Here is a 12,615-nt window from a genome sequence, read left to right as displayed (position 1 = left end):
CACTCGGGGTGGGTCATTCACCAATCCGTCCGCGTTCCAAGGTTGGTTCAGTCACCGAGAGTGACAGTGTGACGTGGAACACGAGCGATTTTCGCGCTTTCGGGAGCGCTCAAATAGCCGCTACCGATGGCACTGGGCTTGCCGTAGCGTCCTCCGGCAGGTGTACACCGTCGCTTTTCCGGCCCTTTCCTTCCCTGCCTTGGAGGCCGTTCGTGAGTCGACGTTCCCTGCGCACTATCCTCGCACTGGCCGGTTCCGCCGCGGTCGCGGTCGCCGTCGCCAGCCCAGCTTCCGCCACCGAAGCATCCACTTTGGACTCAACTGCCGATCCGGCCGCGCTGGCCGCCGCGCAGCAGTCGCTGAGCCAGCGGCTCGGCGAGTCCTACGCCAGTTCCTGGCTCGACGGCAACGGCAAGTTCGTCGTCGGCACCACCGACGCCGCGCGCACCGGTGAGATCCGCTCGGCCGGCGCGGTGGCCAAGGTGGTGAAGAACAGCGCCGCGAAACTGGCCGGCGTGCAGTCCACATTGGACAACAGAGCCGGTTCGGTGCCCGACTCGGTCACCGGCTGGTATGTCGACGTGACCACCAACGACGTGGTGGTTTCGGTGCTGCACAACGACCCCGCCGGGGTCGCCTGGGCGAACTCGGCCGGCTCGGACGCGGTCCGCGTGCAGCCGACCACCCAGGCCAACCATCCGAAGTGGAACCTGATCGGCGGGCAGGCCATCTACTTCGGCGGTGGCCGCTGCTCGATCGGCTTCAACGCACGCAACTCGTCGGGCACCCGGTACGTGATCACCGCCGGGCACTGCACCGACCTCGGTGGCAGCGTCACCGGCACCGGCGGCGCGATCGGCACCGTGTCGGGCAGTTCCTTCCCCGGCAACGACTACGGCGTGATCCGGGTGACCAGTTCCTCGGCGGTGTCCACGCCGCTGGTGGACCGCTGGAACAGCGGTTCGGACGTGACCGTCGGCGGTTCCGCGGTCAGCCCGGTGGGCAGCCGGATCTGCCGCTCCGGTTCGACCACCGGCTGGCGCTGCGGCACCGTCGGCGCGTTGAACCAGACCGTCAACTACGGCGGCGGTGACATCGTCTACGGCCTGACCCGCACCAGCGCCTGCGCCGAACCGGGCGACTCCGGCGGTTCCGTGGTCAGCGACCCCGGCTCCGGCACCCGCGTGCAGGCCCAGGGCATGACCTCGGGTGGCTCCGGCAACTGCAGCGTCGGTGGCACAACCTTCTTCCAGCCGGTCAACGAAGCGCTCAGCGCCTACGGCCTGACCCTCTACACCGGATAGTTCCTCGACACGAAGGTGGCTTCCGGGGCGAGAACCCCGGGAGCCACCTTCGTGTGGGGAAATCGGTTGGCGGCCCGGAACCCGGCCGCGCCACAATGCGCCATGGCCGATGGACCCTTGCCCCGAGTTCTGGCGAAAGCGGGTGGCGAACGCACCCTGGAACTACTGACCGGCCTGCCGGGCGCGGACCTGACCACGTTGATGCTGGCCGTGATGCGAGAGCGCGCGGCCCGGCTGTCCGGACCGGAGTTGCTCCGCCGCGGCCGGACCGACCGGTTCGTGGCTTCCTCCGACATTCCGTTCGATCGGTTGCGCGCCGCGGAATCGGCCGCGCTCGACGCGCTCGGCCCGGAGTTCGAGAAGGTGACCCTGTCCCCGCTGGCGCCGCTCGGCCTGCATTCGGTACTCGGCGCGGTGCACCAGAACAAGGTGGTTTCCACGATCCGCGGCAGCGAGGTCGCCGCCGATCCGACCAACGGGCTCGCGCTGGAGGCGGCGATCCGCCGCCAGGACACCGAGGAAGTGGTGCGCCTGGCCGCCAGCCAGCGCGTGGTGCGCGCGCAGCGAGTCGACGGGCCCGCGATGTTCGCCCACTTCACCCTGCTCGGCCTGGTCGCCGCGGGCCGCGACACCGGAAACCTGGCCTTCGAACGCCGGTACTCCGCCGAAGTGATTCAGGCGATGGCCGATGCCGTCCGCGCTCAACTGGACGCGCCGCTGGAGGTCCGGCTGACCGTGCTGGATCCGAGGTTCTCCGCCGTCGCCGACGCGATCCGGGAGGCGATGCCCGGCGAGGTGACCGACGACCCGGAACGCGAGACCGGCCGCGGCTACTACACGGGACTCTGCTTCAAACTCGCCTGCCACCTCGACGGCGAGCGGTTCGAACTCGGCGACGGCGGTTTTGTGCCGTGGACACAGGAACTGCTCGGCAACCGCAAGGAACGCCTGTTCATCGGCGGCCTCGGCATCGACCGCCTGGCGACGCTGGGGGACCAGCGAGTGTTTTGACAGTGTTTACGCGATGTCCGAAATCCGCCAGCATGCTCGTGGCCGGTCGGGCGATTATCCGCTCATGGTCGCTGAAACACGGGGAATCCGCATCCGGCACCGCGGGTGTGAACCGCGGGTCCATCCCACCGCCTACGTCGCTCCGACGGCCACGCTCGTCGGTGATGTCCGCGTGGGACCGAGAGCGCGGGTGATGTACGGCGCGGTGCTCGATGCCGAGGGGGCTCGGATCGAGGTCGGGGAGGCGGCGGTGATCTGCGAGAACGCGGTGTTGCGCGGGTCCGCGGTCGCCGCCGATCAGCCGGTGCTTGTCGGCGACCACGTTTTTGTGGGGCCGCATGCCACGCTGCTGGGCTGCGAGGTCGGCAGGTGCGTCTATGTGGCGACCTCGGCGACGGTCCTGCAGCGCGCACGGTTGGGGGCCGGCTCGGTGGTCGCTGTCGGCGCGCTCGTCCACGCGCGCACCGTTGTGCCGGACGAGTACTTCGTGCCGCCGCACACCGTGGCGCTTGACGCGCCGGTGCGGCTGCTGGCGCCTGGCGATCCGGGCCTGGCCGACGCCGTCAGGCGGGTGGGCTTCGCGCAGGCGGCGTTCGGCGTCGACGCGGAGTGGACCGACCGGATCAGCCGGTACGAGCACATCGCGGAGGTGCGCGTCGCCGAGTTCGGCACGCACGCGGACGACGAGGTGCTGAATCTCGGCTAGCGCCGCAGCGGCGCGATTCCCGCCGCCGCTCGATAGGTGGCGCCTATCCCCGGGGGTGGTGATCAGGTATTGGACGCCATCGGGCGATACCTGGTGACATCGGGGCATGAGCGTTCCGCTGCCCGAGTCCTTCCGCTACTCCGCGCCCGAGGTGGACGGCATCCGGATCAACTGCGCGGTGGCGGGGGACGGGCCACCGGTCCTGCTGCTGCACGGTTATCCGCAGACACACCTGATCTGGCACCACGTGGCACCCGCGCTCGCCGACGAGTTCACCGTGGTGCTCGCCGACCTTCGCGGTTACGGCGACAGCGCGAAACCGGCCGGTGGCGACTACGCCAAGCGTGCGATGGCCGGGGACCAGGTCGGCCTGATGCGGCGGCTCGGGTTCGACCGGTTCGCCGTGGCCGGGCACGACCGGGGCGGTCGCGTCGGGCACCGGATGGCGCTGGACCACCCGGCGGCCGTCAGCCGCCTCGCCGTGCTCGACATCGTGCCCACCCGCCACACCTTCGCGCACGCCGATGCCACCTTCGGCCTGGGGTACTACCACTGGTTCTTCTTGGCCGCGGGCAACGGCATCCCGGAGCGGCTGATCGGCGGGGACCCGGAGTTCTGGATCCGGGCCAGGATGACCTCGCGGCACCACGGGGGTGTGCCCTTCGATCCGGCGGCGATGGCCGAGTACGTCCGCTGCTTCACCGATCCCGCCGCGATCAGCGCCTCCTGCGCCGACTACCGGGCGGCGGCGTCGATCGATCTGGAGCACGACAACGCCGACTTCGACGCGGGCCGCCGGGTGGACTGCCCGCTGCTCGCGTTGTGGGGCGCGGAAAGCTTCGTCGGGCGGACCTACGACGTCACCTCGGTGTGGCGTTCCTACGCCGGCGACGTCCGTGGTCTGCCGCTGCCCGCCGACCACTACCTGCCGGAAGAAGCACCACGGGAGACCACCGACGCGCTGCGGGCCTTCTTCCGCGAGGACTCACAAGCGGCGTAGGCCGTCGAGCACCCGGTGCATCAGGGCCAGGTCGGGACGGCCGTTGCCGGTGGTCGCGGTGGCGTGCACGGTGACGCGCCCGGCGTCGGCCAGGTCGCCGATCAGCACCTGCGCCACGCCGAGCGGCACCGACAGCTGCGCGGCGATCTCGGCCACCGACCGCGGTTGCAGGCAGATCGAGAGCACCCGCTCGGACTCCGGCGTGGTGAACCCGGTCCGCCGCCCACCGGGATCCGCCGCGATCAGCGTTTCGATGGCCAGCTTGCGCCTGCTCCTGGTGCGGCCGCCGGTGAGCACGTACGGCCGCACGCGCAGGCCGTCGTCGATGGGAAGCCCCGGCTCGGGCTCCGGCTCGGGTTGCGGGCGTGGCGGCGGCGGAGGTGGGGGCGGTGGTGGCGGTGGCTCGGGTTCCGGTTCGGGCTCCGGCTCGGCGTACTTCTCCAGCACGCTGGCCGACGGGAACCGCGCCCCGGACCGGCCGACGCGGTCCTTGTCGTGACGCCGCCGCTTCTTGCCGTTGCGTCCGCCTTCGGCTCCGGTGTCGTTCTCGCCGTCCAGCTTCGCGCGCTGCCGGGCGGTCGGGAATCGCGCACCGGACAGTCCGACCACCGGTTCGTCCGGCGCCCGTTCGGGTTCACCCATGGTTCGTTCCGCCTAGCGCACCGCGGGAATCGACAGTTTTCGACAGTTTCGAAGGCGACCCATGCTACCGGCGAAATCCGCGTTGTCACCCGCCCTTCGGGGGAATCACCCACCTTGGTGCAAGGCGGCGTAAATGCGATCACGGAGCACATTCGCCTCGGCCGAGGAAAGGGTCCGGTCGAGGTGGCGCAGCACGATCCGGACGAGCAGATTCTGCTGTCCCGGCCGGGCGCCGAGCCGCTGCCGTGCGACTTCCGGAAGTTCCGCGTACGGAGTGGTGTGCCGGATCTCCACCGCCTCGACGCAGTCCGCGTCGGTGCCGAGCGCCTCGCGCACGCGGTCGCCGAGATCCTCGGCCGCGTCGTCGGAATCCACCACGATGGAGACATCCCTGCTGGTGGCGGGCCTGGTGGAGACCGGACGGTACGGTCGCAGATCAGTCATCTGGGCCTGGACGGCCGGATCGGCGGAGCGCAGGAGCCGGATGTCGGGCACGTCCTTGACCAGCATCAGGATGCGGTCGAGACCCAGGCCGAGCGCGAGCCCGCGCCAGTTCGGATCGAGTCCGGCGCGGGCGGTCACGGCCGGGTGGATCAGGCCGCATTCGCCGATTTCCACCCCGTTCACGTCGAGTTGACAACCGGTTCGGGTATAAGGATGTTTCCGCGGTGTTTTCGATTCGATCGACCCGGGTAACACGGCTGAAACAATTGCGGTGGTCATCGCCGCCAGTTCCGCCTCGCCGATTTCGGCCCGGGTGACCCGCCAGAGATCGAGCTGGTGCGGCGTCCCGGTGTGCAGCCGGTCGATGGAATCGCGGCGGTAGACGATTCCCGGGCACACCAGCAGCACGTCGTCCACCGGATCGGCGACCAGCTCACGCAGCGCGGCCGGGATCAGCGCACTGGAGTGACTGCGCAGCACCCGATCGTGGCCGACGTAACGGGTGTAGCGCGCCTCCCTGGTGACCGCGGCGGGGTCGTAGCCGAGATTGTCGTAGTTGTCGGCGACGGTGACGATGCGTTCGCCGCGGCGGACGCGGACTTCGCACGGCCAGAGTTCGCGCAGCGCGCCGACGGCGCGATCGATGACGAGTTGCAGCGCGTGCGGGCCGTCGGCGGGATCGGTGAGGTCGCGCAGGGACAGCAGATCTTCGAGCGTGGACATGGTGGCTCCTCGGGCGAACGGGCTTGGGGATGCGAGGTCCCCCCTGGCCGCGGTCGCCGCGCGGGCACCGGTCAGCGCGGCCGGACCCCGTGGCTCGTGACGGCCAGGGGGCCGGTAAATCGGCGCGTGCTCATGCCATGAAAGCTAACCCGGACCGGCTCGCGGGCGCGCGGGATTTTTCAGCCGCCGGGCCGGATGACCCCGCTCTCGTAGGCGAAAACCACCGCGTGCACCCGATCCCGCAGCTCCAGCTTGGCGAGGATCCGGCCCACGTGCGTTTTCACCGTGGTCTCACCGATGTAGAGTTCCCCGGCGATCTCACCGTTGGACCGGCCGCGGCCGATCAGGCCCAGTACGTCCTTTTCGCGCTCGGTCAGCAGATCCAGCTTCGTCGCGTGCTCCGTGCCGCCCGGCTCGCCGAGGTAGCGGTCCAGCAGCCGCCGGGTCACCGACGGCGAAACCATCGCGTCGCCGCGGAGCACTCCCCGCACGGCCACCAGCATTTCGTCGGCGGGCGCGTCCTTCACCAGGAACCCGCTCGCTCCGGCGCGCAGCCCGGCACAGGCGTACTCGTCCAGGTCGAAGGTGGTGATGATGAGCACGCGGGTGTCCGGCAGCGCGGCGCAGATCCGTTCGGTGGCGGCGATCCCGTCCATGGTCGGCATGCGCACGTCCATCAGCACCAGCTCCGGGCGCAGCCGCAGCGCGGCCTCCACCGCGGCCGCGCCGTCGGCGGCCTCCCCGGCCACGGTCAGGTCGGGCTGGCTTTCCACGATCATCCGGATGCCGACGCGCACCAGTTCCTGGTCGTCGCAGATGAGCACGCGCACCGTCACGAGCCGACCACCAGCGTGGCGGCCACCCGGTATCCACCGTCCTCTGTGGACCCGGCGTGCAGTGAACCGTGGTACATGTCCACTCGCTGCGCCATTCCGGCCAGGCCGCGGCCCGACGACGGCAGTGCGGGCGGCGCGGGCGCGCCCGTCCCGCCGGAGTTGGTCACCTCGATCCGGATCTCCCTCGACCCGGCCCGCTCCTGTCCGAAGTGGACGAACACCCGGCCGTCGGCGTCGGCGGGCGCGTGCTTGATCATGTTGGTCAGTGCCTCCTGCACGATCCGGTAGGCCTGGAGCGCGGCGCTCGCGGGCAGTCCGCCGTCGTCCCCGGTGACCTCGACCTCGATCTTCCGCTGTCCCGTGGCCAGCCGCGCGACCAGGTCCCGCAACTCGGCCGTGGTCGGCTGCGGGGCGCGGCCCGCCTCGCCCGCGTGCAGGACTTCGAGCAGGCGCCGGAGTTCACCCAGTGCGCCGCGGCCGGTCCGGCTGATCGTGTCGAGCGTGCGGTCGACCACGGTGGTGTCCTGGTGCCGCATGAGTTTCGCGCCCTCGGCGTTGAGCACGATGACGCTGACGCTGTGCGCGAGCACGTCGTGCAGTTCGCGCGCGATGTTCGCGCGTTCCTCGGCCACCGCGGCTCTCGCCAGTGCGTCGCGCTCGTTTTCCGCCTGCACGGCACGCAACGCGACCTCGGCGTCGAGTTCACGGCGGGCGCGCACGAACTCCGCGAACATCCAGGCGGCCACCTGCGTCGCGATCGTGGCGAAGGCGGGCAGCAGCACCCCGCCCTGCGCGGTGACGCCCCAGGTGGCGCCCCAAGCGATGCCGAGCGCGGAACTCGCCAGCAGCACCACCGCGCCGAACCGGCGTTTACCTCGCACCACCAGCGTGTACAGCACGATCGCCGTGGCGGCCTCGCTGCGGCCGCGGTCGTAGGCGAAGCCCTCGTTGGTGTACTGGACCAGGATGACCGCCAGCACCGCGAGCGCGGCGACCTCCGGGTGCCGCCGCCGGACGACCAGCGCGCCGATGAGCGCGCCGATCGGCAGCCACATCAACTCCAGCGGCCAGCCCGCCGTCCGGGTGGGCGGGTAGCTGAGGAAGTAGGCGTACACGGGCAGATCCAGTACCCACGGATGGGTGCGGACCCAGAGGTTCAGCCGTCTCACGGACCGAACCTAGCCCGCCCCGCCGGGCCGCCGCGTCCTCCCGTGGTACCCGGCGGGTCCACCCGCGGGCGGATCGGACCGGTCGATCCGACGGATGTGCGGCCACGCCTGCCGTTCCTAGCGTTCGGGACATGTCGATCACCACTGAATTCCTCCGCCACCCCGTGCTGACCGGGGCGATAGCACCGAGTTCGCGGCGCCTGGCCGAGGCCATGACCACCGGCCTCGGCCTGGAACACGCGCGCACCGTGGTGGAACTGGGGCCGGGCACCGGGGTGTTCACCGAAGCGGTGCTGCACCGGCTGCGGCCGGGGGCGCGGCTGGTCGCGGTGGAGCTGAACGAGCGGCTGGCCGCGCCGTTGCGAGCGCGTTACGGCCGCGGCCCGGTGACCGTGGTGCGGGACTCGGCCGAGGCGCTGTCGTCCCATGTGGACGGGCCGGTGGACGTGGTGGTCTCCGGCCTGCCGTGGACCGCGATGCCCGCCGCGCGGCAGGAGCGCATCCTCGACCAGGTCACCGCGGTGCTCGCGCCGGAGGGCCGGTTCACCACCTTCGCCTACGGGTACACCGCGTGGACCCCGCCCGCGCGCCGGTTCGCCGCGTCGCTGCGGGAGCGGTTCGCGGTGGTGACGCGGGGACCGCTGATCTGGCCGAACGTGCCGCCCGCCTTCGTGCACCGGGCGGCGCTGCCGCTGGTGCCGGCCGGGAAGGTCCGGTGTGGACAGTCTGCTGCGGCCGTTTCTTGACCTGCCGCCGCCGCTGGTCTACCTGGCGTGCGCGCTGCTGATCACCCTGGAGACCGCGGTGCTGCCGGGTGCCGTGCTGCCGACGCTGTCCACGCTGCTGTTGATGGGCGGCCTTGCCGCGCACGGCACGCTGAACCTGCCGCTCGCACTGGTGGTGGCCGTGCTCGCCGCGGTGGCCGGTGACCAACTGGCCTTCCTGGAGGGCAGGCGCTGGGGAGCGCGGCTGCGGGCACGCGTCGGGCACGCGCGCTGGACGAGGGCGGAGTCGTTCGTGGCGCGGTACGGGGTGCCGGGCCTGATCGCCGGGCGGTGCCTGGCCGGGGTGCGCACCGTGGTCCCGCGCGTGGCCGGTTCGGCGGCGATGCCGCACCGGCGGTTCACCGCGGGCAGCACCTGCGCGGCCGTGCTGTGGGCGGGGGCGGAGCTGCTGGCCGGGCACGCGGGTGTGGCGGCGTTCGGCTGAGCTGGGACTTTCGGGCGGTCGTGCGTGGATCGGAAGTGATCCGAGGGTGGGCGCGGGCAGCGTGGTCAGGGCAAGCCGAGCTACGGACAAGGACGGAAAACCCATGACGAACAACCCCACCCCGGTCACCTTCATCGGCCTCGGACCGATGGGCCAGGCGATGGTGCGGTCGCTGCTCGCCGGCGGGCACCCGGTGACGGTGTGGAACCGCACCGCGAGCCGCGCCGACGGTGTGGTCGCCGACGGGGCCAAGCGCGCCGACAGCGCCGCGCTCGCGATCGCCGAGAACGAGCTGGTCATCCTCAGCCTCACCGACTACCAGGCGATGTACGACATCCTCGGCCCGGTCGGCGACGCGCTGCGCGGCCGCGTGGTGGTCAACCTCAGCTCGGACACGCCCAGCCGCACCCGCGAGGCGGCCGAATGGCTGGCCGAGCGCGGCGCCGAACTCATCACCGGCGGCGTGATGGTGCCCGCCGAATGGGTCGGGAAGGATGCCTCGTACGTCTTCTACAGCGGGCCGGAGGCGGTGTTCGAGCGGTTCCGCGACACGCTCGTGCTGATCGGCCGCACCGACTACCTCGGTGCCGACCACGCGCTGGCCCAGCTGTTCTACCAGGCCCAGCTGGACATCTTCCTCACCGCGCTGTCGGCCTACCTGCACGCGAGCGCGCTGCTGGAGGCGCACGGGGTCACCGCGGAGAAGTTCTGGCCCTACGCCGAGAGCAACCTGAACACCATCGCGCCGATGATGGTCGAGGCGCCCGGGCAGCTCGACTCCGGCGAATACCCCGGCGACCAGGCCAACGCGAAGATGATGGGCGCCACCGCCGACCACATCGTGCAGGCCAGCTACGAGGCCGGGATCGACACCGGGCTGCCGCGGGCGGTCAAGGACCTGTACGACCGGGCCATCGCCGCTGGTGACGGCGGCAAGAGCTGGACCAGCCTGTTCGAGCAGCTCCGCCGCCGGGGGTGAACCCGGAATACTGGAGGGCATGACCGAACGGAGACCACCGTCGGGCGCCGACTGGGAACGGTGGGTGGACCGCCGGATCCGAGAGGCACAGGAACGCGGCGACCTCGACGACCTTCCCGGCACGGGCAAGCCACTGCCGGGGCTGCACCGGCCCCGCGACGAGCAGTGGTGGCTGAGGGACTACCTGCGCCGGGAGGGCGTGTCCGCCGATCCGCTGCTCCCGGAGTCGCTGCGGCTGCGCAAGGCGCTGGAGCAGCTGCCGGAGACGGTGCTCGGGCTGCGCACCGAGAAGGCCGTCCGCGAGCACGTCGCCGAGCTCAACGCCCGGATCGAGGCCTGGCACCGGATGCCGGTCGGGCCCTACGTGCCGATCGGCCCGGCCGACGCCGACGAGGTGGTCGAGGCCTGGCGGGCCGCCCGCGTGGAGCCCGCTCCGGCGGAACCCGGGGCGGGGGCTCCGCCGGAGCGGGAGTCGTGGTTCAGCAGGTTACGTCGACGTCGGCGCCGGACTTGAACGACACGTGCACGTGGTCGTAGTGGTTCGCGGTCTCACCGCCGCGGTCCTCCATGGTCGACCAGCCGCTGCCGTCGTTGTAGCGCTGCCGCCAGATCACGTAGGTGATGCCGAAGTCCTTCTGGTTCTCCAGGAGGTAGTCGGCGATCTCGTTGCCCTTCGCGGTGCCGACCATGAAGTCCAGCGCGAGGCCGGCCGGGTGGTCGCTGGCGCCCGACCGCCCGGCGGCGCCGCCGATCTCGTCGACGCCGAACTTGGCCTTGATGTGGTTGCCGACCTGGGCGACGTGGGGCTTGGTGCCGGCCAGGCTGGTGCCGCACTTCTCGGGTTCGGGGGTTTTCTCCGAGGTGGTGGTCGGCGGCGGGGTGGTGGTCGTGGTCGACGAGGTCGGGGGAGTCGTCGTGGTGACCGGGGGCGGGGGCGGGGTGGTGCTCAGCGCCGGGGCGGGGAGCGCGGGCGGTGGCGGGGGCGCCTGCATGGCCAGGGCGACCCCGTTCTCGGGGGCCTCCCACGGGCCGCCGATGAGCCACACGGGCACCACCAGCGCGGCGGCCACGCCTGCGCCCAGACCGGCCGGCGCCTTCCACGACGCGACCTTCTTGCGGTGTCTTCCTGACATTTTGCTGCTCACTCACTGGTTCGGGGGTACCGGTGGGTAGCTCTGCGCCAGAGCCGACGGCCACATTACGAAACGGCAACGGCAGAGTCACGCTGGAGTGTCGAGCGCCACAAATCGGGCAAGCAACCCTTTTGTGCTGTATACGTCTGCGCACGTCCAGCGGTTTTCCGTGACCTGATGGCAACTCTCCGCAATCGCGACACGAATCGAACAGGTGAGCGATTGTGGTCGATTTCGGCAGGTTCGGATGCGAACATGTGTTCGTGCGAACCGAGGCCACGATTCTCCACGCCGACCTGGACGCGTTCTACGCCTCCGTCGAGCAGCGCGACGACGCGAGCCTGCGCGGGCGGCCGGTGATCGTCGGCGGGGGAGTGGTGCTGGCGGCCAGTTACGAGGCGAAGGCACGCGGCGTGCGCACCGCGATGGGCGGCTGGCAGGCCCGTGCGCTCTGCCCGGACGCGATCGTGGTGCCGCCGCGGATGAAGGCCTATTCGGCGGCCAGCAAGGCGGTCTTCGCGGTCTTCCGCAACACCACGCCACTGGTCGAGGGCATCTCCATCGACGAGGCCTTTCTCGACGTGGCCGGGCTGAAGCGGCTGCGCGGCGATCCGGCCGGGATCGCGGTGAAGCTGCGGGAGGACGTGCTGCGCGAGGTCGGCCTGCCGATCACCGTGGGCGTGGCGCGCACCAAGTTCCTCGCCAAGGTGGCCAGCGCGGTGGCCAAGCCGGACGGGCTGCTGGTGGTGCCGCCCGACGGCGAGCTGGACTTCCTGCACCCGCTGCCGGTGGAGCGGTTGTGGGGCGTCGGCCGGGTGACCGCCGAGCGGCTGCACTCGCGCGGCATCACCACCGTCGCGCAGGTGGCCGAGTTGCCGGAGGGACGGCTGGTGTCCATGCTGGGGCGGGCGTCGGGCCACCACCTGCACGCGCTGGCGCACAACCGCGATCCGCGTCCGGTGCGGGTCGGCAAGCGGCGCGGGTCGATCGGGTCGCAGCGCGCGCTCGGACGGCGCCCGCGTACCGCCGAAGACCTCGACGCGATCCTGCTCGGCATCGTCGATCGCCTCGGCCGCCGGTTGCGCGCGGCAAACCGCGTGTGCCGGACGGTGGTGCTGCGCCTGCGGTTCGCCGACAGCTCCCGCGCCACCCGCTCGCACACGCTGCCCGAGTCGACCGCCAGCACGCGGGTGGTGCTGACGGTCGGCCGGGACCTGCTGGCGGCGGCGATGCCGATCATCGAGAAGCAGGGCATCACCTTGCTGGGGCTGACCTTGTCCAACCTGGACGACGAGAACGCGATCCAGCTGACGCTGCCGTTCGGCCAGGCGCCGGACGGCTCGCTGGACGCCGCCCTGGACGATCTGCGCACCCGCTACGGCGCCACCGCGGTGACCCGCGCGGTCCTGCTCGGCAAGGACCAGGGCATCCAGGTTCCCCTGCTTCCGGATTGACCCTC

The 12,615-nt window shown here is 71.2% G+C and carries 14 protein-coding genes; 9 read left to right on the top strand and 5 right to left on the bottom strand.

From position 1 onward, the window contains the following. The first annotated feature begins 212 nt into the window (after positions 1–212). From YIM_RS28145 to YIM_RS28130, 4 genes are all read left to right on the top strand, one after another. Entirely contained in the window at positions 213–1,304 is a 1,092-nt protein-coding gene (locus tag YIM_RS28145) for a S1 family peptidase (protein WP_153033194.1), read from the top strand. Between the two features lie 117 nt (positions 1,305–1,421). Beyond that, entirely contained in the window at positions 1,422–2,315 is an 894-nt protein-coding gene (locus tag YIM_RS28140; protein WP_194239777.1) for a hypothetical protein, read from the top strand. A gap of 172 nt (positions 2,316–2,487) precedes the next feature. After that, positions 2,488–3,021 carry a gamma carbonic anhydrase family protein gene (locus tag YIM_RS28135; RefSeq protein ID WP_228004060.1) on the top strand — a complete coding sequence of 178 codons (534 nt, stop codon included), beginning with the start codon at positions 2,488–2,490 and terminating at the stop codon, positions 3,019–3,021. A 106-nt stretch (positions 3,022–3,127) separates the two neighbouring features. Beyond that, positions 3,128–4,021, top strand: coding sequence for an alpha/beta fold hydrolase (locus YIM_RS28130; protein WP_153033191.1), 894 nt, complete (start codon positions 3,128–3,130; stop codon positions 4,019–4,021). On the opposite strand, the gene YIM_RS28125 is transcribed toward YIM_RS28130, so the two are convergent. The 4 genes from YIM_RS28125 to YIM_RS28110 form a co-directional block, all read right to left on the bottom strand. After that, on the bottom strand, positions 4,007–4,663 hold the full coding sequence (locus YIM_RS28125) for a DUF742 domain-containing protein (RefSeq protein WP_153033190.1): 657 nt from the start codon (positions 4,661–4,663) through the stop codon (positions 4,007–4,009). The two genes, YIM_RS28130 and YIM_RS28125, sit on opposite strands and share 15 nt — an antisense overlap. A gap of 105 nt (positions 4,664–4,768) precedes the next feature. Continuing rightward, complete coding sequence (locus tag YIM_RS28120) at positions 4,769–5,830, bottom strand: hypothetical protein (RefSeq protein ID WP_153033189.1); 1,062 nt, start codon at positions 5,828–5,830, stop codon at positions 4,769–4,771. A gap of 179 nt (positions 5,831–6,009) precedes the next feature. Beyond that, on the bottom strand, positions 6,010–6,666 hold the full coding sequence (locus YIM_RS28115) for a response regulator transcription factor (protein ID WP_153033188.1): 657 nt from the start codon (positions 6,664–6,666) through the stop codon (positions 6,010–6,012). Next, a complete protein-coding gene (locus YIM_RS28110) occupies positions 6,663–7,835 on the bottom strand; it encodes a sensor histidine kinase (RefSeq protein WP_153033187.1) in 1,173 nt (390 codons plus the stop codon). The genes YIM_RS28115 and YIM_RS28110 overlap by 4 nt, the downstream gene beginning before the upstream one ends. 131 nt (positions 7,836–7,966) lie before the next feature. Between YIM_RS28110 and YIM_RS28105 the strand changes: the two genes are divergently transcribed. The 4 genes from YIM_RS28105 (at position 7,967) to YIM_RS28090 (ending at position 10,537) form a co-directional block, all read left to right on the top strand. Further along, the gene (locus YIM_RS28105; RefSeq protein ID WP_153033186.1) at positions 7,967–8,581 is read left to right on the top strand and encodes a class I SAM-dependent methyltransferase; all 615 of its coding nucleotides are present in this window, start codon (positions 7,967–7,969) and stop codon (positions 8,579–8,581) included. Then, positions 8,553–9,044 carry a DedA family protein gene (locus YIM_RS28100; RefSeq protein ID WP_153033185.1) on the top strand — a complete coding sequence of 164 codons (492 nt, stop codon included), beginning with the start codon at positions 8,553–8,555 and terminating at the stop codon, positions 9,042–9,044. The genes YIM_RS28105 and YIM_RS28100 overlap by 29 nt, the downstream gene beginning before the upstream one ends. Before the next feature lie 103 nt (positions 9,045–9,147). After that, positions 9,148–10,023 (top strand): NAD(P)-dependent oxidoreductase, encoded by an 876-nt coding sequence (locus YIM_RS28095; RefSeq protein ID WP_153033184.1) that lies wholly within the window; start codon positions 9,148–9,150, stop codon positions 10,021–10,023. A gap of 19 nt (positions 10,024–10,042) precedes the next feature. Then, positions 10,043–10,537: a DUF1992 domain-containing protein gene (locus tag YIM_RS28090; RefSeq protein WP_153033183.1), complete on the top strand. Its 495-nt coding sequence runs from the start codon at positions 10,043–10,045 to the stop codon at positions 10,535–10,537. Here the strand turns inward: YIM_RS28090 and YIM_RS28085 are convergent. Beyond that, positions 10,503–11,156, bottom strand: a complete 654-nt coding sequence (locus YIM_RS28085) for a hypothetical protein (protein WP_153033182.1) — start codon at positions 11,154–11,156, stop codon at positions 10,503–10,505. The two genes, YIM_RS28090 and YIM_RS28085, sit on opposite strands and share 35 nt — an antisense overlap. A gap of 257 nt (positions 11,157–11,413) precedes the next feature. Here YIM_RS28085 and dinB point away from each other — a divergent pair, with 257 nt between their 5' ends. Further along, the gene (dinB, locus tag YIM_RS28080) at positions 11,414–12,610 is read left to right on the top strand and encodes a DNA polymerase IV (RefSeq protein ID WP_153033181.1); all 1,197 of its coding nucleotides are present in this window, start codon (positions 11,414–11,416) and stop codon (positions 12,608–12,610) included. Positions 12,611–12,615: the final 5 nt, after the last annotated feature.

Origin of the sequence: Amycolatopsis sp. YIM 10 (assembly GCF_009429145.1) — a bacterium.
GTDB lineage: Bacteria > Actinomycetota > Actinomycetes > Mycobacteriales > Pseudonocardiaceae > Amycolatopsis.
The sequence above is the reverse complement of the archived record's forward strand: the minus strand, read 5'-3'. Positions and strand labels throughout refer to the sequence as shown.

Coding starts and splice junctions, on each gene's coding strand:
- YIM_RS28090 (WP_153033183.1), top strand. CDS start 10,043: ATGACCGAACGGAGACCACCGTCGGGCGCCGACTGGGAACGGTGGGTG.
- YIM_RS28125 (WP_153033190.1), bottom strand. CDS start 4,663: ATGGGTGAACCCGAACGGGCGCCGGACGAACCGGTGGTCGGACTGTCC.
- YIM_RS28095 (WP_153033184.1), top strand. CDS start 9,148: ATGACGAACAACCCCACCCCGGTCACCTTCATCGGCCTCGGACCGATG.
- YIM_RS28085 (WP_153033182.1), bottom strand. CDS start 11,156: ATGTCAGGAAGACACCGCAAGAAGGTCGCGTCGTGGAAGGCGCCGGCC.
- YIM_RS28105 (WP_153033186.1), top strand. CDS start 7,967: ATGTCGATCACCACTGAATTCCTCCGCCACCCCGTGCTGACCGGGGCG.
- YIM_RS28130 (WP_153033191.1), top strand. CDS start 3,128: ATGAGCGTTCCGCTGCCCGAGTCCTTCCGCTACTCCGCGCCCGAGGTG.
- YIM_RS28120 (WP_153033189.1), bottom strand. CDS start 5,830: ATGTCCACGCTCGAAGATCTGCTGTCCCTGCGCGACCTCACCGATCCC.